12 protein-coding genes and 1 pseudogene are annotated in these 24,970 nt (G+C 38.6%); all 13 read left to right on the top strand.

What is annotated here, in order from left to right:
• Nucleotides 1–166 precede the first annotated feature (166 nt).
• The 13 genes and pseudogenes from QFZ31_RS10765 to QFZ31_RS10705 all read left to right on the top strand — a co-directional run bounded on the left by QFZ31_RS10765 (nt 167) and on the right by QFZ31_RS10705 (nt 24,897).
• The gene (locus QFZ31_RS10765; RefSeq protein ID WP_307311509.1) at nt 167–2,461 is read left to right on the top strand and encodes a glycoside hydrolase family 3 C-terminal domain-containing protein; all 2,295 of its coding nucleotides are present in this window, start codon (nt 167–169) and stop codon (nt 2,459–2,461) included.
• A 126-nt stretch (nt 2,462–2,587) separates the two neighbouring features.
• Nucleotides 2,588–4,381: a beta-glucuronidase gene (gene uidA / locus QFZ31_RS10760; protein WP_307302974.1), complete on the top strand. Its 1,794-nt coding sequence runs from the start codon at nt 2,588–2,590 to the stop codon at nt 4,379–4,381.
• A gap of 147 nt (nt 4,382–4,528) precedes the next feature.
• On the top strand, nt 4,529–6,007 hold the full coding sequence (locus QFZ31_RS10755) for an MFS transporter (RefSeq protein ID WP_307302973.1): 1,479 nt from the start codon (nt 4,529–4,531) through the stop codon (nt 6,005–6,007).
• A gap of 302 nt (nt 6,008–6,309) precedes the next feature.
• Nucleotides 6,310–7,374, top strand: a complete 1,065-nt coding sequence (locus tag QFZ31_RS10750) for a Wadjet anti-phage system protein JetD domain-containing protein (RefSeq protein WP_307302972.1) — start codon at nt 6,310–6,312, stop codon at nt 7,372–7,374.
• On the top strand, nt 7,365–8,876 hold the full coding sequence (locus QFZ31_RS10745) for a hypothetical protein (RefSeq protein ID WP_307302971.1): 1,512 nt from the start codon (nt 7,365–7,367) through the stop codon (nt 8,874–8,876). Before QFZ31_RS10750 ends, QFZ31_RS10745 begins: the two co-directional genes overlap by 10 nt.
• The gene (locus tag QFZ31_RS10740) at nt 8,876–9,622 is read left to right on the top strand and encodes a DUF6063 family protein (protein ID WP_307302970.1); all 747 of its coding nucleotides are present in this window, start codon (nt 8,876–8,878) and stop codon (nt 9,620–9,622) included. Before QFZ31_RS10745 ends, QFZ31_RS10740 begins: the two co-directional genes overlap by 1 nt.
• A complete protein-coding gene (locus QFZ31_RS10735) occupies nt 9,600–14,063 on the top strand; it encodes a hypothetical protein (RefSeq protein ID WP_307302969.1) in 4,464 nt (1,487 codons plus the stop codon). Before QFZ31_RS10740 ends, QFZ31_RS10735 begins: the two co-directional genes overlap by 23 nt.
• Nucleotides 14,064–14,450: 387 nt before the next feature.
• Nucleotides 14,451–16,196 (top strand): alkaline phosphatase D family protein, encoded by a 1,746-nt coding sequence (locus QFZ31_RS10730; RefSeq protein WP_307302968.1) that lies wholly within the window; start codon nt 14,451–14,453, stop codon nt 16,194–16,196.
• A 234-nt stretch (nt 16,197–16,430) separates the two neighbouring features.
• Entirely contained in the window at nt 16,431–16,922 is a 492-nt protein-coding gene (locus QFZ31_RS10725) for a DUF6803 family protein (protein ID WP_307302967.1), read from the top strand.
• 130 nt (nt 16,923–17,052) lie between these two features.
• Nucleotides 17,053–18,414 carry a cytochrome ubiquinol oxidase subunit I gene (locus tag QFZ31_RS10720; RefSeq protein ID WP_307302966.1) on the top strand — a complete coding sequence of 454 codons (1,362 nt, stop codon included), beginning with the start codon at nt 17,053–17,055 and terminating at the stop codon, nt 18,412–18,414.
• Between the two features lie 12 nt (nt 18,415–18,426).
• Nucleotides 18,427–19,467: a cytochrome d ubiquinol oxidase subunit II gene (locus QFZ31_RS10715; protein WP_307302965.1), complete on the top strand. Its 1,041-nt coding sequence runs from the start codon at nt 18,427–18,429 to the stop codon at nt 19,465–19,467.
• Between the two features lie 447 nt (nt 19,468–19,914).
• Nucleotides 19,915–21,120, top strand: a pseudogene (locus QFZ31_RS10710) (ABC transporter substrate-binding protein).
• 522 nt (nt 21,121–21,642) lie between these two features.
• Nucleotides 21,643–24,897: an FIMAH domain-containing protein gene (locus tag QFZ31_RS10705; RefSeq protein ID WP_307302964.1), complete on the top strand. Its 3,255-nt coding sequence runs from the start codon at nt 21,643–21,645 to the stop codon at nt 24,895–24,897.
• Nucleotides 24,898–24,970: the final 73 nt, after the last annotated feature.

Here is a 24,970-nt window from a genome sequence, read left to right as displayed (position 1 = left end):
TAAAAACAGAGTAATACCAAATATCTAAAAATAATAAATAGTAAAAATTCGACTTTGAAATATACAAAAAATATTTGAAATATACCATAATTATAAATCTTTATTCCTTATAATCAAGTCATGGAAAGCGTTTACGAAATAAACAATCCTTTTGGAGGTTATTATGATCAATCAAGATATAAAACAATTAATCTCACAAATGACCTTGGAAGAAAAAGCTGGTCTTTGTTCTGGATTAGATTTTTGGAATTTAAAAGGTATCGAAAGACTGGGAATACCCTCGATAATGGTAACCGATGGTCCGCATGGACTCCGTAAACAAAAAATGGGAGCAGATCATTTAGGGCTGTTTGACAGTGTTCCTGCGACATGTTTCCCATCTGCAGCCGGTTTAGCTAGTACTTGGAATAAAGAGTTAATATATGAAGTTGGGGTTGCATTAGGAAAGGAATGCCAGGCAGAGGATGTGGCAGTACTTCTCGGGCCTGGAGCAAACATTAAGCGTTCACCTCTTTGTGGCAGAAACTTTGAATATTTTTCGGAAGATCCATTCCTTTCATCAGAAATGGCTGCGTCCCATATCAAGGGTGTTCAAAGTGAGGGGGTTGGGACATCACTTAAGCACTTCGCTGCAAACAATCAAGAACACCGAAGAATGTCGACAGATGCTATTGTGGATGAAAGGACGTTACGAGAAATATATTTGGCCAGCTTTGAAAACGCTGTAAAGAAAGCGCAGCCATGGACTGTGATGTGCGCCTACAACAAGGTCAATGGAGACTTTGCATCAGAAAATAAAACATTGTTAACTGACATCCTGCGAGATGAGTGGGGATTTGAAGGATTTGTTGTTTCTGACTGGGGGGCGGTTAATGAACCTGTTGACGGATTAAATGCCGGGTTAGACCTGGAAATGCCTTCAAGCAGTGGGATTGGTGAAAAGAAAATCATCAATGCTGTAAGAAATGGTCAGCTTTCAGAAGATAAACTAGATCAGGCAGTTGAAAGAATTCTACGTATTATCTTAATGGCAGTAGAAAACAAGAAAGAAAACGCTACCTATGATAAAGAACAACATCATAAGCTTGCAAGAAAAGCAGCAAGTGAAAGTATGGTTTTATTAAAGAATGAAGATAATATCCTGCCGTTAAAGAAAGAAGGAACCATTTCGATTATTGGTTCATTTGCGAAAAAACCAAGATATCAAGGCGGTGGAAGCTCACACATTAACCCGACAAAGCTTGAAAATATCTATGAAGAAATAGAGAAAACAGCGGGTCAAAATGTGAACGTTTTATACGCGGAAGGATATCATCTTGAAAAGGATTTAATCGATGATCAATTAATTGAAGAGGCAAAGAAAACGGCAGCAAAATCCGATGTAACCGTATTGCTTGTAGGTCTTCCTGACCGATATGAATCTGAAGGGTATGATAGAGAGCATCTGAATATACCGGAGAATCACCGTCTTTTAGTCGAAGCGGTAGCAGAAGTACAAAAGAATATAGTTGTTGTTCTAAGTAATGGGGCACCGGTTGTTATGCCATGGCTTGATAAGGTGAAGGGTCTTCTGGAAGGTTACCTGGGAGGTCAGGCACTAGGAGGTGCGATTGGAGACATCCTATTCGGAGAGGTTAATCCAAGTGGAAAGCTAGCCGAAACTTTTCCAGTAAAATTAAGTGACAATCCTTCTTATCTCAACTTTCCAGGAGAGAGGGATAAAGTTGAGTATAAAGAAGGCATCTTTGTTGGTTATCGTTATTACGATACAAAACAGATTGAGCCGCTGTTTCCATTTGGATATGGTTTAAGCTATACAACCTTCGAATATAAAAACCTTGTAATTGATAAAAAAGAAATAAAAGATACAGAATCTGTCACAGTTACCGTGAATGTGAAAAATACAGGAAAAGTGCCTGGGAAAGAAATCATCCAGTTATATGTAAAAGATATAAAAAGCAGAGTAGTTCGTCCTGAAAAAGAATTAAAAGGCTTTGGAAAGGTTTCCTTACAGCCTGGGGAAGACAAAACTATTTCCTTTAAATTGGATAAACGCGCATTTGCATATTACAACACGGATTTGAAGGATTGGTATGTAGAATCAGGAGAATTTGAAATTTTGGTAGGGAAATCGTCCAGAGAAATTGAACTAACAGAAAAAATTGTGGTTCATTCTACTTCCCCAGTTTTCTTGGAGGTTCACCGAAATTCGACTGTCGGAGATCTTTTAACTGATCCAATTCTAGGTGAAAAAGCTAATGCTCTAATTAGAGAGCTAACAAAAGGAAGTCCATTATTTGATGCTGGGTCAGATCACGGAGAGGGTGCAGAAATGATGGAAGCGATGTTAAAATACATGCCTTTGCGTGCTCTTATGAATTTTAGTGGTGGAGACATTACCGAAGACAAACTAACTGAATTTATTAAGGAACTTAATTCAACTAATTTTGTAAGCCATTAAAAGAAATGATTACTAAAAATTAAATCTTAGGTCTTTAACTTTTAAATGAAATGAACCACTTTTCATAATTTTATTTAACAAAGATTTTGGTTAGAGAAAAAACGAAGAAAAAGGGAGTAATCAAGAATGTTATACCCAATTATTACTGAAACTCGCAGTATCATCGACTTAAATGGTATCTGGAAATTTAAATTAGATAAAGGTGAAGGACTGCAGGAAAAATGGTATGAAAACGGATTAACAGACACGATCAGTATGGCTGTACCATCTTCCTTTAATGATATTGGAGTAAATGCCAGTATACGCGATCATGTGGGCTGGGTATGGTATGAGCGGGAATTTTCTGTCCCCGCCATCCTTCAATCTGAGCGTGTGGTTTTACGATTCGGTTCCGCTACACATCTAGCTAAGGTTTTTGTAAATGGTGAACTTGTTGTTGAACATAAGGGCGGTTTTTTACCGTTTGAAGCAGAAATAAATAAGTTTTTACACAAAGGGAAAAATCGATTAACGGTTGCTGTCAACAATATTCTTGATTACTCAACTTTACCCGTTGGCACAGTAATAGAAAAGGATATTCCTGGAGTTGGCAAAGTAATACGCAATCAGCCAAATTTTGACTTCTTCAACTACGCTGGCTTGCACCGTCCGGTGAAAATATATACTACACCGACTACTTATGTTAAGGATGTAACCATTGTAACGGAAATAGATGGACAGGTTCACTATTCAATTGAGATAGCTGGCACTGCACAAGTAAAAGTAAAAGTAAAAGCCGTAGACGAATCTGGTGTTGTAGTAGGTGAGGCAGAAGGAGTTGCCGGCAAAATTAACATCCCCAATGTAAGACTATGGGAGCCATTAAATGCTTATTTATACACACTACAGGTTGAAGTGGAAAAGGATGAGGAATCTGTCGATATTTATGAACAGCCGTTTGGTGTTAGAACGGTAGAAGTAAAAGATGGTCAGTTCCTTATCAATAAAAAGCCATTCTACTTTAAAGGCTTTGGTAAACACGAAGATACACCGATTCATGGAAGAGGTTTTAATGAAGCTGCTAATGTTATGGATTTCAATCTGATGAAGTGGAGTGGGGCAAATTCATTCCGTACAGCCCATTACCCATATTCAGAAGAAATCATGCGCCTTGCTGACCGTGAGGGGTTTGTCATCATTGATGAAGTACCAGCAGTGGGTATGCACTTAAATATGTTAGTTGTGTTTCTCGGCGGAACTAAACGGGATACCTGGAAGGAGCTTAAAACATTTGAGCATCACCAACAGGTAATTAAGGAACTAATTTTACGTGATAAAAACCATCCTTCTGTGGTTCTGTGGAATATAGCTAATGAAGCTGCAACTGAAGAAAAGGGAGCATATGAATACTTTAAGCCGCTGGTTGAGCTGGCAAAAGAACTTGACCCACAAAAACGTCCTGTTACGATTGTGACTGAAATACAATCTTCACCAGAAAAGGATCAAATAGCGGAATTACTGGATGTTCTTGCCTTTAACCGCTATTATGGCTGGTATGTTGATGGCGGGGACTTGGTCTCGGCTAAAGAAAAACTTCGCGCAGAATTGAATGGCTGGCTAAATCGCTGCCCTAATAAACCATTTATGATGACCGAGTATGGTGCTGATACGGTAGCGGGCTTACACGACGTAGAACCGGTTATGTTTACGGAAGAATATCAAGTAGAATTCTATAGAGCAAACCATGAAGTGTTTGATGAATTTAATCATTTCGTAGGTGAGCAGGTTTGGAACTTTGCTGATTTTGCAACGGGACAAGGAATTGTTCGTGTTCAAGGAAACAAAAAAGGTATTTTTACTCGCGACCGGAAACCAAAATATGCCGCACACGAGTTACGCAGACGTTGGACACAAATACCGGACTTTGGTTATAAAGGTTAAGAACATAAGGGGTTTCACAATGTCAAAGGGGTGACTAAGTCATCACTTTGGCATTGTAAATATTCATAAAGGATTTTCGCTAAGGGGAATAATTTATTTTTTATCTTTTTAAATGATAGCGGTTTATTTCTAAAGGGGGTAATGATTATGTCAAATACAGCAAGTAATAATGTGGAAATATCTAATAAAGCAAAACTATGGCAAATAGCCTTTTTTACCCTAAACAACACATCAACTAATCTTCATGCGTTTATCTTAGCGTTTGTCACTTATTATGCTACAGGGATTGCAGGACTTGCTGTTATGATAATCAGTTCTGTTTTAATGGCAGCACGACTATTTGATGGGGTAATTGATCCTGCCATTGGATATATCATTGATAAAACAGAGTCTAAGTTTGGTAAGTATACGCCATTAATCGTATTGGGAAATATAATTTCGGCTGGTACAATCATTATTATCTATACTGTAACGCATATGTTGCCAGAATCGTTGCAGTTTATTTTCTTTACCGCTATGTTAATTATTAATAAAATTGGTTATTCATTACAAGCAAGTGTTACAAAAGCAGGTCAAACTGTATTAACTAATCATCCAAAGCAGCGACCGCTTTATGCCATTTTTGATAGTATTTATAACATTGGAGTTTTCACGGGCGGGCAAATTTTTGTTTCAAACTATCTAATTGCTAAGCACGGTAATTTTACTTTACCTTTATTTATGGAATTGAATAGTTATGGGCTTATTGTTTCAGGTATATGTGCTGTACTTGCTATCGTAGGTATATGGTCAAGAGATAAGAAGGAATTCTATGGTTTAGCAGAGGAAGGTACAAAAACCACTTTGCGAGAGTATTGGGGTATTATTAAAGGAAATAGGCCATTACAGATGCTTTCAATTTCAGCCTCATTTGATAAACTAGCGATGAGTATTGCTCGTTATAATGTAGTAGGCGTTATGTTCTTTGGTATTTTACTAGGAGATTATTCACTAAGTGGTACAATTGGTATGATTACGATAGTACCAACTCTATTAATTACATTCTTCGTGGTTGGTATTGCAAGAAAGACAGGTTTAAAAAAATCATATGTAACTTCCGCGTGGATTGGAATATTGTCCTTTGTAGCCTTAATTGTTCTATTTTTACTAATAGATAATCCAACTGAAATCTCACTTAAGGATATTGGTTTTGCGACTATCTTATTCTTAGTTTTATATTCAATAGCAATAGGGTTTGCAAATATTCCAACAACACTAGTGGTTCCTATGATCGCGGATGTTTCAGACTATGAAACACATAAATCAGGACGTTATGTACCAGGTATGCTGGGAACGATTTTCTCTTTTATTGATTCACTCGTTTCATCTTTAGCACCTACCATAGTAGGAGCTGTTGTCGCAATTATTGGTTACAAATCGAAATTCCCTGAAGTTGGGGATGCCTTAACAACACCATTGTTTGTGACAACTTTAGTTTTAGCATTTGGAATACCAGCTCTTTGCTTAATAGTATCGATTACAGCAATGAGGTTCTATAACCTTGATGCGAAGAGAATGGAAGAGATTCAAAAGGGAATTGCACAAAAGAAAGCAAAAGTTAAAAAAGACGAAATTGCAGTAAGCTAAAAATGAAAACGATTTTATCTCCTGGAAATTAATATTTCCGGGAGTTTTTTTGTATTTTAACTACGTGCTTCATACTAACTCCTCGAAGGAGCGTCTCTTTCCGAAAATCAGAATTTTCCGACCGATACTCCAGTAATTAGTGAGATTGACAAAGTTCATTTTTTCTTTTACAGCCGAGTCATTATATTAAGAAAATTTCATTTACCAACCATACTACAACTAGTTTATAATAAAAGGATGTCCTAATTGGATAACAGGAGTAGATTTCTATGAAGTTAGACAGATTTAAGTAGGTGATTATAATGGACATCATTGAAACGCGGGTGAGAGGTTTTATTGCTGATATTCAACACCCTAAACAGAAAAAGAAGATTAATATTAACGATTTGGAAATTCAGCTGCGCAGGCTTTTGGATGATTATTTCGATATGGACGGGTATGCATTGTTTTACCGTGCCATTGAAAATTTGCATGCTGAGGGAATACTTATTCCTATACAAAATAATCAATATAATGGCAGAACACCGGCGCTGCCCCTTTATTACTGGGTTAATATAAAAGTTCAAAGTGCCAAATGGGATCGTCTGGCGATGATGAAATTAAGTGATCAGTTTGATTTTTCCTTTTATGAACGTCATCCCGAATGGCAAACAAGAGAGGAATGGGACCGAATCCATAATTTATATTCTTTTCTCCACTCTAGCCAGGAACGGGAAACCGTGTCGGTCGAAGAAAGAAGTTTGGAGCTCTTTGGCCATGAAAAATTTTTACTCGACGGTGATAGTTTTCCTGAAGGGAAAGGATTTTTAGCTAGAATTGGATTTTCAGAAGAGCAGCTTAAAATGGTGAACTACGGTGAACCGTTTGTATTTTGGATAAAACAGGGGAAGGAAATAAAGGAAATTCAGCGGGTACTGATTGTCGAGAATCTATCTTTCTTTCATACTTCTATTAAATTATTAGAAGCGAACCAACTTGATTATGAACCTGAACTAATTATTTATGGTGAAGGAACGAAAATTGAACGGAGCTTTTCCTTTTTCTTTCGAATGTTTCCACCGAACAACTATCTTTTCTATTACGCCGGTGACCTTGACGCCGCTGGGTACGGTATTATTAGTAGGCTAATAGATAAATACCCGGATTGCTGTATTCAGCCTGCTTTGAAGATTTATCGTAAAATGCTTGAATGTATAGAACAAAGGAATGACCAAAAGCAAGGCCAAACACAAAATCTCAAATACCGTGATGCCTTCTTTCAATGGTTTACCGAAGAGGAGCAAAATCGATTAATGCAATTATGGCAGGAAAATAAACGGATTCCGCAAGAAGTCTTAAACATAGAAACATGGAGGAGATGGATGTGAACGAATCATGGGAAGGTTTCGCCCAGAGAATGCAGCGATTAAATCCACTGTTTGAGCTTGGCAGGGGAATGGAAGTAGGGGAACTAAAACCTCATATCCAAACCATTCTCATGCAAGTGCTCCTCACCATCTTTTATCGAGAATTAAATGATGATGATCTCAGGCGAAAGTCAGATATCAAGTATATGGTGGAAGATTCTATTAAACAAATGAAGCTTTTAGCTGATGATAAACAAATTGAGCGAATTACAAGCGGACTATTATATCAGGGAAAAGAAGAGTATAGCAAACCATTCGAAGCTTTATATTACGATGAAATACGACAATCCTGGGAGACACAGGTCTTTCGATATGTAACCATGGATGAATTATATACAAATTTAGAGATGGGCGGATCGATTGTTTATAAACTGACAGATGTCGCTCAAGAAATGATTTTTATGAGCAGGGAAATGGCTGAAGAATTTTCTATTACGATTGAACAACTCTATAGTATGCAGCTGATTAAAAACGGTAATTTTAGAAAAGCTACTCGAAACCTCGATCACCTCATTTCACGCGTAAACCGCTTAATGGCAAATGAATTCTCTTTCCAAAAGGAAATGATTAACAATCCCAAAATCTTATTGATCGAAGAAGAATGGCAAAGGGCAGACAATCGAGTTGAAATTGAAAAGCAATTTGAAGAAGAGAAAAATCATTTCCGTACGATTACTAGTATGATAGAAAAGACAAAACGTAGAAATGAAGAAGATGATTATATACAGAAAGAATTGATTCTTCTCCAAGAAAAAATTGGCCATACAAGGCAGTTGCATGATCGGTTTGCAAAGTTAGTCATTCAAAATATTTCCTATGAGATGAAATTAAAAGCGGAAAACCCTTCATTGTTTTGGGAAAACAGTCTCGTTTCATTTCGAGAGCATTTTTATGAAAATTGGCTCATGAAGGAAGGCGTTAGTAGTTTCACAGTCATAGAAAAGATGATATCTCCATTATTCTCACCGAAGAATGAATTTATCTTGCCGCTTGATTGGATTTGGGGTGAGCAAGAACTCAATGAAAAACAAGTAACCGACGCGGTCATTGAAGAAGAGCCAGAAGAAAGTATTACTCGACTGCGGGTAACGAACTGGGATTCTGTTATTAAAGCATGGAGTTATGTATTTCAGTTTTTACAAACAAACGGTGAATTTTCATTAACGGATTTAAAAGAGCTGCCATTAGAGGTGCAGGACTTATGGTTTGAAGAATCCGAAACGATTGATTTGTGGATGATGTTCGATAAAAAGCCACTGAAGGTCCAAGTGCTCCATCGAAAGGAAGAAACCTTAACCGATGAGAGGGAAATTCTTCTTTATAAGTTAATGAAGGAATACCCACAATTTGAAATGTTTGAAGGCTTAAAGATTTATACCATGTTTGACCATTGGGCAGAACCATTTCTATGGTATCAAATGAAGATCACCCCTTTTAAAATATGTGTAGAGGAGAATAAGTGATGAATGCAGAAACAATCAAAAAAGCATCAGCTGTCTATTTTACTCTATTAAAAGAAAAAGTAATTGACGAAAATAGTGAACACTTCCAAACTTATTTTGATCCGGAAGTAAGACAGACAGTACTTTTATTAGCAGACGAATCCGGTACATATATCATTGAAGCACCTAAACGTATTCATTTAGTGGTTCAGCCAACTGGTTCGGTCTTTGCAACGAATTTTACCCATTTGAAAGATAAGCATAAGCAAGTTGAAACGAAAAAACATTTTCACCTTATCAGCATCATCATTATGTCCTTTTTAGCAGCCATCGACCGCAATCAGGCAGCAAAAATCCGCACGAAGCGGGAAGGAATAAGCTACTATGCATTAGAACGCCAAGTAAATGATCTAATCATTAAATGGGAGAGCATACTTAAAAATCAACCGACCTTCGGAGAAGAAGAACGAATTGATATGAAGGAAGTCGTGACCTCATGGAAATACATGGAGGTCGATAGTGACGATTTTGGGTTAAAAAAAGGCAATAGACGAACCAGAATCGGTTTAATTGCCGGCGCTATGCGCTTATTGGAGACAGAAGGGCTTATTGTCATATTGGATCGGGACGATATCGCTAAGGTCATCCCTAAGAATGAGCTTTTTGAGCGGATTGAATACTTGTATCACGATTATGACCGTTATGAACTTTTTAAAAAGTTAATGACTTCAGAGGAGGATGAGCATGCCGAAAATCCATCGAATTAGAATTGTCGGCCTGAAGTATGATGGCATGCAAAAGCAATATAAAGATACCACGTTTAATTTCCATAATGATGAAACATCAACAAATGGTCTGATTGCGATGATGAATGGCGGCGGAAAAGGTGTGTTTCTTCAGACCATTTTCCAAATTCTTAAACCTGGAACCTCTTGGGGAAAGCAAAACAATCGTTATTATCAGCAGTTCTTTTTTAATAATAAAGAGCAGTTTATACCCTATACCTTTCATGTTCTCATTCAGTGGGAATTGGACGGAGCGGACCGCCGCCATCTGATAACCGGAGGAATGTTTTCAGCTGAGCAGCGGATTTCGATGAGTGAAGAAAACGAAAATAAAACATTGGAACAGGAAGCTAAGATTCTCCCTAATATCACATTCTATACAAGAGAATTTGAACGGAAGGAAGAGGCAGCGCTTGAGCATATTCCACTTTATGAAAATGGTGAGGCTGCTGATACCGAAAGCTTGAAGGACTATTTAAAATGGAATGGATATGACGTTTACCGAGATACGAAGAAGCACTATCGCATCCTTGATACATACGGCATTAACCGTAAAGACTGGGATATTATGAAGGACATTAATAAGGATGAAGGCGGTGTGGGGAAATACTTCGAGGGAGCTGAGGACGATCATTCCCTGTTCCAAAAACGAATCATCCCGACTGTGAGTCAGGTGTTACATCGAACCGAACATCAAAAAAACGATCTTGTGGAGATTTTTAAGAGTCAGGCAAGTATCGCGAAGGACCTGCCTGTACTTTTGAAAAGAGAGCAAGCCCATAAAGAGTTTTTAGAAGACATTGTCCCATTTGAAGAGCACTTATCTAAAGGGGTAGAACATAAAGAAATTGTGCTGGCCAGTATCCAGACAGGCAAACAGCTTCTTGGTGCGTTAGAGCATTTAAAGCAAACAGAAGAGGAAGGTTTGCTTGCTATACAGAAAGACATCGAGAAACTAATCATAAAGCAGACGGATTTACGTTATCAAAAAGATAATTTAGAGTTTGCAAAAGCTCACAGAGAGGTCATGGATTGGGAAAAGAAATTAGTCAAAGAAAAGGAAAAACATACTTCCCTGCAAAATATTGTCAAAGAGAAACTGCAACGAAAGGAACAGCTTGCCTTTCAAGCTTTATTAAAAGAATGGAATGAAAACGAGCAAAGTATTCGTTTACTTTCTCAGCAGATTGCAACGTTGGAACAAAACAGCGGTTTAGAGCAAGTGAATCAAAGAATGGATGAAATTAAACAAGAAGCGAGAAAGCGATGGGAGCATTCCTTCTTATCGATACAAGAAGGGATTAAGCAGTATGCAGGGTATCAAAAGTTTTTAACTAAAAAAGCAAAGGAACTGTCGCAGCAAGATAAACAGAAGACAAAAGACATTGCGCAGCTTAGTACTGAAATTGATTTTCTATATACGCAAATGCATAACTTTGATTCAAAGGAAGCAGCACTCATCAAAGAATTTGGCGACCGCTTAACCTATGACTTAAAGGGATTGACCGAGAGTTTCTTGAAACAAATTGAAGATAAAAAAGCAACATTAGTAGATCTGCAAACAAAAGATAAGGAGTCGAGTGAAAAGCAAAATCAACTTGCCACTTCACACGGAACGCTCGTTCAATCGATTCAGTTTTCAGAAGAAAAACTTGAGGAGTTAAACCTAGCAAATGAAAAGCAAAGAGAGAAAGAAGCAAAGCTATTAGATAAGCTTCATGGTTTATTAGATGATGTCACAGCACCATTTACTCACTCACTCTTATCGAAGTATTCAATACAAATAGAAGAAATATTGAGCAATAACCGCCAACAAGCGGAACAAATAAAAAAAGAACTTTGGGAAACACAACTCGATCATTCCTTAAACGATGAGCCATTTTGGATTGCCAATAAAGATGTAAAGGAATTAAAGGACTGGATTGATGAGAAAACTGGAATTGATGTCTTTTTTGGCACTCAATTTCTTCAATCATTAAGTCCCGAAGAACTCGCGAATACGTTAAACACCTATCCACTTCTCCCGTATGGTTTGGTCGTAAGCGGGCAGCAATGGCAAAAAATTAACCAGCAGGTTCTTTCAGGAAGAATGTTTAAAAGCCCTGTTCCTATTTTCTTGCGTGAAGAAATGAACAATGAACAGCACAAGCCATCCTTTGTCATCATCAACGGAACAGAGAAAGAGCTATTAACCGATAAAAATCAATTTACCAGCTGGAAAATAAACATTGCTAAACAAATAGAAGACAAGAAAGATACACTATCTGAAATTGAAAAAACAGAAACGTCCCTGCGTCGTATTTTGAAAGAAATCGATCGTTTTTCATCCGGTCAGCTTTCTAGTGATATCGAAAAGGCTATTATTCAGGAACAAAACACTCTCCTTTCTCTGAAAACGAAACTACAGGAAATTAAGACACAAGAAGAGAAGGAAAGAGAATTACAACTAGAGTTAAAACAACAGCTAGAAAAGACAAACCGGAGAATAGAAAAACTAACAAAAAATGTAGAGAAATTAGAGGATTTTGATCAAGAAAAAACGCTGCACCAAGAAAACAAAAGGGTGAAACTCGAAAAAGAAAAACAGAAGGACGCTCTGACCATTCAGCAGCAAGAAATAGGCAAAGAGCACCAGCATACCGTTGACTTGCAAAACCAGTGGAATCAAACATACCTGGAATGGAAACTTACAACGGAACAGAATATTAAGGAGATTGCATTCTTTATTGAAGAAGCTGTTTTTCCTGTTGAACAAAAAGCGGATCAAAGTGAAGAGGTCCCTAAGCTTTCAACACATTTATTACAAGAGATAAATGGAAGTATCGAAGAACTAAAACAACTGCAAAAATCAAAGGAAGAACAAGCAAGAGAATTACTCGTTCTTCAAGCAAGAAAAGAAACGGAACAAAAGCAACAGAAGAAATTAGAGAAAAAACTTCATGCTCATGATGAGGAATGGAAAAATGCAGCTGAACCAGAGGAACCAATCAGTATATTGGAAAACATGCTGCAAAATGCTCAGAAGGAAGCGAAGACCGCAGAAAAAGAAGAACGGGAACAAGGAACGGCGGTAACCGTTGCGGAAACGTCCTTAAAGCACGCAATTGAACAGCGTGAAAAATTAGGAAAAAAAGTAGAAAAGCATGAAAAACAGCCGGAAGCTTGGGAAGACCTTGACTTAGAAGTCAAAGAAGTAGAAATAAAAGACCAAACGAAAGTAACGAAAGAGGAAGTAAAGAAGGCTGAGAAAGTTCAAAAAGAAACAGAAACGAATATTGCAGGATATGAAGGGGATTTGTTAACACTTTCCGTTATCCTAAAAGAGGAAGCAGCCGTATTTACGAATGATGATATAGAAAAAATTAAGAGTCAAGGAAAAGCATGTATCTTGTCCTGGTGTGAAGAACATCAAGCGATTCAAGAAGAAGGTCAAGAAAAGCATGCGAAAATTGACCAATCATTGCGCAATTTAAAGCTTACGATTGAAGGCAAAGATTGGGAGATTCGTTTTAAAAATGAAGTATTAACCACACTAGACCATTTGGACACAAGGCATTATACGCATATCCAAAGCATTGTTAAAAATATGAAGCGTTTTTCACAAAGTGGATTGGAGCAATTGGAACGCGATAAGGAAAGGGCAGAGAAGGCACAAAACTTCTGGGCCAGCCGTGCCAGCATGAAAGTGATGAGCATTTCAGAGGCGATTCGTTCGATGGTGGCGAAAATGAAGTTGAAAAATGAACGAGGATCTTTTCCGCTCGTCCAACTCAAAGAAGACATTTTGCCTAAAAAGCCTGAAGATATTGAACCATTGCTCAAGCAGCATTTTGTTTCTGCGATTAACAAAATTACCAAACAATTTGATATGATTGACGATCATAACCGGGCCTTAGACGAAGAAATCAAACAGCTGATCAGTGATGAGCAAATATTATTTGTATCACTCCGAAATCGATATCCTGAACTGCTTGTCTATAACATGCGTACGGATAATGCCTTTATGTACGGGAAACCGCAAAGAGAACATTATTCCACCTGGCAGACGATTAATCAAGGATCTAAAACGAAATCGGACGGCAGTGGTGGACAGAAGTTATCAGCGCGAATGGTCATGATGATGATGTTATTATCGGTTAAAAGCGAAACCGATCAAAGCTGGGTTCCATTAGTCTGTGATAATCCGTTCGGACAAGCGGCATCCGCACATGTCCTTGACCCAATCTTCGCTGTTGCTGAAAAACTTAAGTTCCAATTTATCGTCGTCACTCCGCCTGAATTGGTTAAAACTGAGATCAGCCAACGATTTGACGCCTATTATAAATTGGACTTCATTCGTGAAAAAGGAAAAGAAATTGTTTCCGACACGATTGTTCCAGCCTTTCGGATTTACCAGGGAGAGGAAGTTGCTCAGGTAAAATAACACAATGGTAAATCGATAGAACTAAACGAAACAATCTCACTTTCTGTATGGAAGGTGGGATTTTTTTGTCTAAGAGGACCTAAGAGGCCAAGTAAGTGACGTGTACAATTCTATTGGAATGATAATTTGTAAGTTTTTTATGAAAATAATATTAAGAAAAACAGGAGAAAACGACTGCTTAAAATCGATAGAATTTGCTGTTGATAGGAAAAAATATGAATTATTATTGTAATGGTTTATACATAACTAAATTGAAAGGCCTATTATATATGAACCATCTTTCGGACACCATACTATTTTTCTATTTACAATCTTCATAATCTTTTAATAAATCCTAGTTATAATCAAAGTCGTGCTAGAAATATGTAATCTGAGAGGGGAAATATCATGACTAATTTGGATGAAATGATCAGGAAGTTTAACGAACAAAATTTGAAAAAGAATTTAGACCGCCGGAGCTTTCTTCATGGAGCCGGCAAGATCGCTGGGCTTTCCCTTGGGCTGACCATTGCACAATCATTGGGAGGATTTAAAGTAGATGCGGCTCCGAATTTCAGTGAATATCCTTTTACGCTTGGTGTTGCTTCCGGCGACCCGCTGTCAGACAGTGTCGTACTTTGGACAAGGTTGGCTCCGGATCCATTAAATGGTGGAGGCATGCCAGCTCACGTCGTTCCCGTTAATTGGGAGCTTGCAACAGACGAAAACTTCCGCAACGTAATCAAACGAGGAACAGAACATGCTTCGCCTAATCTCGCACATTCTGTCCATGTAGAAGTAAGCGGCTTGCAGGCAAATACGGTTTATTTTTACCGCTTCAAGACCGGAAATGAACTAAGTCCTGTTGGAAAAACAAAAACCTTACCGGCAGCAGGAGCCAGCACAGCAAGCATGACGTTCGCATTCGCTTCCTGTCAGCAGTATGAACACGGGTATTTTACTGCGTACAAGCATATGGCGAAAGAGGATCTTGATCTTGTATTCCACCTTGGTGATTACATATATGAATACGGTACAAACGAGTATCTTTCACCAACGGGCAATGTCCGTGCCCACAAAGGCGATGAAATTATCACGATTGAAGATTACCGCAATCGTCATGCTCAATATCGTTCAGATGAACACCTCAGGGCTGCACACGCTGCATTCCCGTGGGTTGTTACTTGGGATGATCATGAAGTGGAAAACAATTATGCAAATGTCATTCCAGAAAAGGGCCAGTCTGTTGAGGCTTTTATCAAGCGTCGTGCTGCTGCGTACCAGGCTTATTACGAACATATGCCGCTTCGAAGGTCGTCATTGCCTCACGATGGCGGCATGCATTTATACCGGGATTTTACATATGGTGATTTGGCGAACTTCTTTGTTCTTGATACACGTCAGTACCGTGATGACCAGGCGAATGGCGATGGAACGAAAGCTCATACACCGGAATCCTTGGATCCAAAGCGCACTCTTCTTGGAACAGAACAAGAACAATGGCTGCTTGGTAAGCTAGGAAATTCGAAATCCCATTGGAACGTCCTGGCACAACAGATTTTCTTTGCACAGCGTAAATCTGGAAGCATCACAGCACCAAAATTCAGTATGGATTCGTGGGATGGATATCCGGCAGCACGTCAGCGGATTACCGATTTTGTTGCTGGCAATAACATCAACAATGTTATCGTTCTTACTGGAGATGTCCATGCAAGCTGGGCTTCTAACCTAACGACAGATTACAACAAACCAGAATCTCCGATTTTTGGAGCAGAATTTGTTGGAACATCGATTACTTCGGGTGGAGACGGATCAGATTGGCGTGCAGATACGGCCAAATCTTTAGCGGATAACCCGCATATTAAATTTTTTAATAATTACCGTGGTTACGTTCGCTGCCGGGTCACTCCTGAACAATGGCGTGCAGATTACCGTGTCGTCCCATTTGTAACTGAGCAGGGTGCAGATATTTCAACAAGAGCGTCATTTGTTTTTGAGAAAGATCAGCAAGGGCTCAAAGAAATTGCAGCAACCACAGTGCCTATGGGTGTTCAAATGTCGAATGAAGTGGAAGAAGACCGCCACCGTGCCCACTCCCGCGCGCACGAAAAGCAAATGGAGAAAAAGCGCAAACGAGAAGCCGTTACGAATTAATTTTATGGACGCTGTTAAATAAAAAATTTAATAGAAATAGAGCTGGCGGGGGATTACCGTCAGCTCTATTTTGTATGCTCATTAAAAGTAATCAGTAGTCGAAAGATACTAAGGTATTCAAGCTAAGTATCTGTCATGTTTTTGTCACAGTTTCTTCATCGTATCTTTATATCCTAAAACTACAATCAATCTGCAGCGAAACAAAACAAAAGAGATTTTAGGAGGATATAGGCAATGAACATGACACATTATATGGGCTTACTAGCAGATAATCAACCATGGAATCTGATTATTTTTATGGCAATTCCGGTTATCTGTGCGGAAACAATTGCTGTAACAGAATTAGCTATTTTATATACTAGGAATTTAACTGGTAAATTAAGATCGGTTAACAAAATAACATCCATTTTTGTAGGAATTTATTTCACTGGTATTTTTATTCACTTATTATTCAATGCTGTTATACCGATAACATCAAACGGAGAATGGCATGGATGGATTGATATAGTTGCAGTAGGGTTTTACTTACTGGGAATTATCCCATTGCTGGGTATGGCACTTTTGGATTTAAATATTATTCATAAAAACAAATCACAAGAAGAAAAATTAAAAGTTCACGCGATCTTTGTTGGTATGTTTCTAATCTTTGCACACATTGCTATGATCGCCGGAATGGTTGATCCAACCATCGTTTCTGACATGCCAAGTATGGGTCACAATATGTAAATATAAATAAAAATCTCACCTTCAGGATGGAAGGTGAGATTTTTGTATTGAGAAATCATCAACCTCTACATATTAATGGTCCTTTTGGAAATAATTATCAAGACCATGATACGTAGGGGGAGAATTCAAATTGAGTGATTTATTAATAGCCCGTTCCTTATTTGGAACGACAATGGCTTTTCATATTATATTTGCCACGATAGGCGTCGGTTTGCCGCTCATGATTTTAGCTGCAGAGCTTCTCTATCAAAAAACGAAGGATCAGGATTATGTTGTAATGGCGAAACGCTGGACAAAGGCATTCGCCGTTTTACTCGGAGTTGGAATCCCGACTGGTACGATTGCGGGAGTTCAATTATCGTTATTGTGGCCTGGTTTTATGGAAGTGATCGGTCGAGTAATGCCCCTTCCTTTCCAAATCGAAATCTATGCCTTTTTTATTGAAGCATTGTTTATGTCTATCTACGTCTATGCAGCGGAAAGAATCGCTCCTTGGATGCGGATTGCTAGTTTAGTTCTTGTGGCCATTGGTGCTCTGTCCTCTGCTGTCTTAATTACCAACGTCCATGCCTTTCAGGGTACACCTGCAGGATTTCGCTATGAAGATGGAAAATTTCTAGACATTGATCCTTGGGCTGCTTTTTTTAACCCCAGCTTCTTTGTAACAGCCGGACATGTGGCATTATCTGCCTATGTAGTGGGAGCTTTTGTGGTTGCGTCTGTTGCGTCTTTTAAAATGATGAAAAATAAAATCGGTTCGAGAGTATATCTATTTCATCAAAAAGCACTGGTTCTAAGTCTAGTAGTAGGTGGTATCTTTGCTTTTCTCACCGCTCTAAATGGACATGAATCCGCTCAATACTTACATAAGTACCAGCCGGAAAAGTTAGCGGCTGCGGAAGGGTTATTTGAAACACAATCGCATGCACCCTTAGCGATTGGTGGTTTTACGGATAAGGAAACGAAAGAAATAAAAGGGGCGATCGAGATTCCTTGGGCGTTAAGTTTTCTCGCGGGGAACAGCTTTGATACGGTAGTTGTCGGCTTAAATGATTATCCAGAGGAGCTATGGCCGCCATTATTCATCCATACTCTTTTTAATGGAATGGTGTTCATTGGTTCAGCTCTTATCATGGTTCCTTTACTTGTTTTCGCCTGGAAAAAATTATTAAAAAAAACACAATATCCAAAACTAATGCTTTGGGGGCTGGTAACGACAGGTCCGCTGGCTGTGATCGCCATTGAATGTGGATGGATTTTTGCATGTTCAGGTCGTCAGCCATGGGTAATCTACCACATCTTATCAACTGCAGAGTCTGCTACGACCGCAACCAACTTAGGTGCTCTATTTGTTTCGTTTATAATTGTCTACATGATCTTAGGGTTTTCTGTAGTGTTTGTATTACTGTACTTCTTTAGAAAAAACACAGAATTAGATGATATTGAGCGGGCAGAGAAAAAAGGCACCCCATTATTTAGTTCCAATTCATAGGAGGAGAAACAAATGGCTGATGCTCTTATTGCAATTACCGTGCTGTGGGGGTTCGTGTTTATCTATGCTGTTATGGCCACCATGGATTTTGGAGCAGGCTTCTGGTCAATGATTTACATTAACCGGGAAAAAACGAAAGCAACGAACATTGCCAATCGCTATTTATCACCTACGTGGGAAGTAACAAATACCTTTATTGTTGCGTTGGTGGTTGCTGTTTACAGCCTTTTTCCAAGTGCGGCCAATATTCTAGGGACGATTCTACTCATACCCGGCAGCTTAATCCTTTTATTACTTGCATTACGAAGCGCCTTTTTAGTTTTTTCAAATATAGCTACGGAATATAAAAAGCCGCTCACTTACATTTCTGGTATTGCAGGTATTATTATTCCTGGCCTGTTAATTAGCGTGTTGCCGATTACGCATGGACACTATGTTGATTTTGCAGATGGTACTGTGAATTTAAACCTTAATAAACTTTTTTCGAGCCCCAATGAATACGCCTTTATTGGGTTTGCTATCACGAGTACACTGTTTCTCTCTTCATTATTATTAGCGGATTATTCCAAGGCTTCGAATGAAATGGAAGCTTACCGAGTGTACCTTCGTGATGGAAAGATTCTTGGTCCGATATCATTAATTATGGCATTGCTAATTATGATTACCTTAAAAAATGAAGTCAGTTGGTTATACAATAAAATGATGGAGGATCTTCCATTACTATGGATATCGGTCGGCTTCTTTTTAATTATCGGGTACGGTTTATATGCGCGAAACCCTTTTCAAAAAGGGGAACGAGGCATGCCAAGACTGGCTGTAATTGCGGTTACGATTCAATATCTAATTGCAAGCTACGTTTATGGAAAGGCCCATTTGCCATATATCATCTATCCGAATGTTACGATTGAGTCCGCCTTTACAGACCCTAACTCCTTTAGAGCGGTGTTTATCACGTATATCGTCGGCTTCGCAATCCTTTTCCCCGGTTTTATTTACTTTTGGAGTTTATTTATGAATGATAAGCGTTATTTGAGGCAAAAGGGGAACCAGTAGCAATATGTAAAATACGGCAAATAATCAAGAAAATCTCACTTTCTATATGGAAGGTGGGATTTTTCTATTTTTTAGCTCAATAGAACCATATCAATTTTTGGGTCCGATTAATTTCAATCTTAAACCTATTAATATTGAGCAATAGTCTATAGTGGAAGAATTGTGCAAAGGTATTGTATCTGGATACAATCAAAAATACGAACAATTATTTAAAATCAATTAGTAACATTCGCGTTTTAGGAGAAGTATTCACTTGAATTAGCTAAAAATATGGTTTATTATAATCAAAAAGCAAACAACGAGGAGATATGTACATGGTGTTTGGTATTCAGACGAAAAAAGTTTTGATACTCGGTTCCGGTGGTTTTTTAAACTAATGAAAATTCAGAATTATTTTATAATTATAAATGTAAACACTTACATAAGAAGAGAAGTGGGATTTAATTGATGAAAAAGTTCATGGTAATGCTCGGTTCACTTATCATGCTCTTCTCGCTTGCAGCCTGCAGCGGAAGTACGGCTAGTAACAGTGAAGGCGATTCTGAGAAAGACAACTCAGCAGATAAAGATGAAAACGTTACACTACGTATCGCATGGTGGGTGTCTCAACCTAGGCATGATTATACATTAAAGATTATTGAGTTGTACGAAAAAGAGAATCCTAACGTAAAAATTGAACCTGAGTATGCAAACTGGGACGATTATTGGACGAAACTGGCTCCTCAAGCAGCATCCAATGAAATGCCAGATATCATTCAAATGAACCTTTCTTATATTACACAGTACGGAAAAAACAATCAATTACTAGATTTAAAAAGTTTCTTAGGCAAGGAGATTGACACCAGTGACCTCAGTCAGGATTTCCTTGATGGTGGGAAAATAGGTGACAAATATTTCGGACTTGACGGAGGTGTTAACGCTCTTGCATTCCAATATGTCACTGCATTGCTTAAAAAAATCGGAGTAGACAAAATCTCTGATGATTGGACTTGGGATGATTATAAAGAAATGGCAGATAAAGCAGTTGACACTGGCTTATATTTTGAAAATGGTCCAGGAACAGCCCCAGATGTATCTTTCAACTAATATCTAAGATCAAATGGGAAAAGACTTTATAGCAAAGATGGAACCACTCTTGGATATGAGGATGACAAGTTATTTGTAGACTTCTTTTCCATGTATGCTGATATGGTAAAAAAGAAAGCGGTTCAATCACCTGACGCAAGTGCACAAGTAAAAGGACTTGAAGATGATCCCGTTGTAATACAACAATCCATCGGACTTATCCAATGGTCCAACCAGTTTATCGGACTCCAAACAGCAGCGAATCGACCGCTTGAATTGGTGGGCTTGCCGGGGCCAAATGCTGACAAAGGATTGTTCCTAAAACCGAGTATGTTATGGTCGGTTGCCAATAGTTCTAAAAATAAAGCAGAAGCGGCTAAATTTATTGACTTCATGACTAATAATATAGAAGCAAATAAACTAATGCTTGGTGATCGCGGCGTTCCTGGTTCTCCGAAAGTCCAAGAAGCATTAATGCCTTTATTGAGTGACGCACAAAAACAAGTATTCAATTATGTGGCTTGGGCTGGAGAGAACAGTACTGTTTATAAATGGTCCGGATCCAACGGGGGCTGGAGAAGTAATTAGTCTATTGAAGGGCTTTGCTGATCAAATTGCCTTTGAAGTTCTTAAGCCGGCAGAGGCAGCAAAACAGTTTAGGCAGCAAGCTGAGGCTGTACTGGCCAAAAATAAGAACTAATCAATCACCTAAAGCGATGAGACTGACCCAAAAGGTTGTTAAAAGACAGTCTTTTAGGTCAGTCTTTTTCTTGAAAAAGCCGTTTAATAGCACTTTAATTAAGTGTAATTGTGTAATTAAATAAGATATACTACACAACTTTAAGCTTGTAGACAAAATCTAGGTACTAGATAAGTCTACAAGCTTTTTTATATGGGTCTGCATGAGGAAATGCCTACAAACAATTATCCCGGAGATGAACGATTTCAACAGAAGCGATACAATCTATAAATTGTGCACGATATGGAGAAATGGCTGATTGTTATAGTATTTGATGGGTAGCTATAATTAATTTTAGCTATTGAAATGATTTAAATAGAAGGGGGGGCCGACTCAATAGCATGAAAAAAATATGTTAGCGGAGGTACAAAATGAAGAGATTTTTGTCAGTTTTATTATGTGTTGTTTTATGTTTTTCTCTCTTACCCTTTGCCGCTCCAATAGTAAAAGCTGATTATTCTTTGCTTCCTGCATTTCCAGGGGCTGAGGGCTTTGGTTATGCGGCAGTTGGGGGAAGAGGCGGTGAGGTTTATCATGTTACAAGCTATGAACTTAAGGGACCTGGTACCTTTCATGATGCCCTTACAACTTCTGGAGAAACACCGCGCACGATTGTATTTGATATTTCCGGTGAAATTACCATTCCACAGATTGTATTAAAAGGAAAATCAAATATTACGATCGCTGGTCAGACAGCGTCAGACGACGGTGTGACCATTAGAGGAAACAATATTCGTTTCGTAGATTGTAATGATATTGTAATCAGGTATGTGCGCTTTCGCATGGGGAAACAAAGCTTTAATGATGATTCCATGTATTTTGAAGATTGTCAGAATGTGATTATCGATCATTCTTCTTTTTCATGGGGTACAGATGAAGTATTATCGATTAAAAGTAAGGACTATAACAATCCAAAATCAAAAAATATTACTGTTCAATGGTCGATGATCTCTGAAGGTCTGCTAACCCACTCCATGGGCGGCTTGATTGAGATGAATACAATCAGCATGCACCATAATCTTTACGCACATAACAATGACAGAAATCCAAAAACGAAAGGCCAGATCGATTTTGTGAACAATATTGTCTATAACTGGGGAGGTTTCCCGTATGTAGCTGGGGGCGAATCGGGTACAAAAGGATATGGCAATGTTATTGGTAACTATTTTATAGCAGGGAAAAACTCTGCTGATCCAGAGTATGCAATAGTAAGAGGAAATGAGAACTATAGTGTTTATATCGAAAACAACCTTATTGATAGTAATAAAAACAGCATTCTTGATGGTTCTGACACCGGAACAGGTCTAATAGAAGCCGAAAAGCCTAGTGTTGTAGTTAAGGAAAGGTTTGAATATCCGCCCGTACACACACAAGATCCAGAAGTTGCTTATAACCATGTATTAAATCATGTTGGCGCGTCTTTGGTTCGGGATGCAGTAGACAAGCGGGTTATTAGTGATGTAAGACATCAAACAGGAGTCATTATTGGAAATGAAAATGATGTTGGCGGTTTTCCTGTTTTAGATAAAGGAACTGCCCCTGTCGATACTGACCGGGATGGTATGCCGGATGTATGGGAACAGGCAAATGGCTTTAATCCTATAGATCCGGAAGATAGAAATGGTGATACCAATAACAATGGCTATACCAATCTGGAGGAATATTTAAATGAATTGGCTGCACCTGGATTTCCTCAAGACTATCCTACAACCCCGCCTCCGTGGTCTGGGCCAGCTTTTGAACCACCAGTAGAGCCCGAGCCGGAACCAACTCCAGAACCGGTTGCGAGTATGGACGGAGAAAGGGTTAGGAATGTAGTCATCAATGATAATAGCAGCAATGGAGCAAAAAATGCTTCATTATGGTCAATTGAAGAGGATTTACAACTTGGAGATTATGTAGCAGGGGATCGATTAACTGGAAGCAAGACGTATCGATTCGCATCCATTCCGGATGAACTAAATGGCTTGGAATGGATTAGGTCAGCGACAAGTTCAAGAAGCTCCACAAGCGAAGATTTGGTTTCTTTTTATTTAACAGCTGATGCAGACGTTTATGTTGCGCATGATGCAAGGATTACGGATAAGCCTGAATGGTTAGCTTCCGAATATAAGGATACCAGTAAAAAAATTATAGATGATCAACCGGTAGAGTTTAACCTGTATAAAAAACATTATCCGGCAGGTTCCTTCGTCGTCATGGGAGCGAATAATAGTACATCCAAAATGAACTATTTTGTTATCGTGAAACCAACCAATACGGAAGCGGTTCCTCCTATGGATCGTCCTTCCGAAGTGTCAGGTGAAATGACGGAAGATTCCGCCATTTCATTAAAATGGACACCAGTAAATGGGGCAGATGCTTATCTCATTTATCGGTCATCATCTGTAGATCCTGTTTTTAAAGCGATTGCAAGCTCTAAAACGGCAGAATATAAGGACGCGGCAGTAGAAAAAGGAGCCACTTATAAGTATAAGGTTTCCGCGCTAAATGCTGGAGGTGAATCACCTCAGTCCGAAGTAATCGAAGTGTTTACTTTTGATTCAACAAAGCCTGTACCTCTTGCACCGAAAGGATTAAGTATACTGGCAGCAAGGAGTTTGTCCGTTACCTTAGAATGGGCACCGGTAGAAAATGCGATTAGTTACAGTGTCTACAGGGCTGCTGAACAAAATGGCAGCTATAAGAAAATTGGCAGCAGTGCAACTGCAGAATATTTTGATTCAAACGTCACTCCTTCTACTACTTACTATTACAAAGTAACAACAACAGGGATTGGCGGGGAATCAGAGAAATCTGAAAGTATCACAACGATAACGAAAGAGCCTGTCACTTTACCAGCTGTTCCAAAAGGAATTTTTGCAGGTGAAGTTAGTACATCTGCTTTCGAAATTAAATGGGATTCAGTAGATGAAGCTGAAAGTTATACGATTTACAGAAGAGCTAATGGAGATGGTAGTTTTACTAAGATTGATAGTACAACAACTCCACAATATATTGATACGAGTATAAGTGTAGATAAAACAGGCTACACATACAGAGTATCTGCAGTAAATGAAATGGGTGAAACAGAGCAATCAGAGGAACTGACTGTTACAATGCCAGTACCACAAGCACCATCTGAATTGAATGTTGGCCTTGTGGGAGAATCGTTTGTCGGCTTGATATGGACATCTAATGGCGGCGGAAGCCAAGTAAATATTTATAGAGAAGCAAACGGGCATGTAGAATATGTTGGTTATGCGAAAGTCGATACGTTTTACGACCGTACAGCAGAACCTGGTGTTGAGTACACCTATTTTATTAAGGCGGAAAATGCTAGTGGAGAATCAGTGAAGTCAAATATCGTAAAGGTTACACCTGGATTCATAACGGTATTAGAGAACTATATGGAGCAATTTCAGACAACGGGTGATTTGCCAGGTCCTGCAGCATCTCAATTATCAACGACGCTTAACCAAGTAAAACATCACTTAGACAAAGGATCAAAAGAGAAGGCAATCTTATTCTTAGAAAAATATGTGAATCAACTTCATCCAAAAACAGATCAGCATCCAGTCTCATCTGAAGCAAAATGGCTTCTTTCTTATTACGCACAGTTATTTATAGAAAAAATGAATAGTTGATTTTAGTAGATTTACTTTTACAACAAAATAGATTGCTAGTTTGAAAAAGTCGTCCGAAAAATGCAGGCCACTT

The organism is Neobacillus niacini, from assembly GCF_030817595.1.
GTDB classification, from domain to species: domain Bacteria; phylum Bacillota; class Bacilli; order Bacillales; family Cytobacillaceae; genus Neobacillus; species Neobacillus niacini_G.
Note: the sequence above shows the minus strand (reverse complement) of the source record. Positions and strands in the feature narration are given on the sequence as shown.

What these genes read in the sequence shown, in the direction of transcription:
- uidA (WP_307302974.1), top strand. Translation starts at nt 2,588, where the DNA reads ATGTTATACCCAATTATTACTGAAACTCGCAGTATCATCGACTTAAAT.
- QFZ31_RS10755 (WP_307302973.1), top strand. Translation starts at nt 4,529, where the DNA reads ATGTCAAATACAGCAAGTAATAATGTGGAAATATCTAATAAAGCAAAA.
- QFZ31_RS10750 (WP_307302972.1), top strand. Translation starts at nt 6,310, where the DNA reads ATGGACATCATTGAAACGCGGGTGAGAGGTTTTATTGCTGATATTCAA.
- QFZ31_RS10745 (WP_307302971.1), top strand. Translation starts at nt 7,365, where the DNA reads ATGGATGTGAACGAATCATGGGAAGGTTTCGCCCAGAGAATGCAGCGA.
- QFZ31_RS10740 (WP_307302970.1), top strand. Translation starts at nt 8,876, where the DNA reads ATGAATGCAGAAACAATCAAAAAAGCATCAGCTGTCTATTTTACTCTA.
- QFZ31_RS10735 (WP_307302969.1), top strand. Translation starts at nt 9,600, where the DNA reads ATGCCGAAAATCCATCGAATTAGAATTGTCGGCCTGAAGTATGATGGC.
- QFZ31_RS10730 (WP_307302968.1), top strand. Translation starts at nt 14,451, where the DNA reads ATGACTAATTTGGATGAAATGATCAGGAAGTTTAACGAACAAAATTTG.
- QFZ31_RS10725 (WP_307302967.1), top strand. Translation starts at nt 16,431, where the DNA reads ATGAACATGACACATTATATGGGCTTACTAGCAGATAATCAACCATGG.
- QFZ31_RS10715 (WP_307302965.1), top strand. Translation starts at nt 18,427, where the DNA reads ATGGCTGATGCTCTTATTGCAATTACCGTGCTGTGGGGGTTCGTGTTT.
- QFZ31_RS10705 (WP_307302964.1), top strand. Translation starts at nt 21,643, where the DNA reads ATGAAGAGATTTTTGTCAGTTTTATTATGTGTTGTTTTATGTTTTTCT.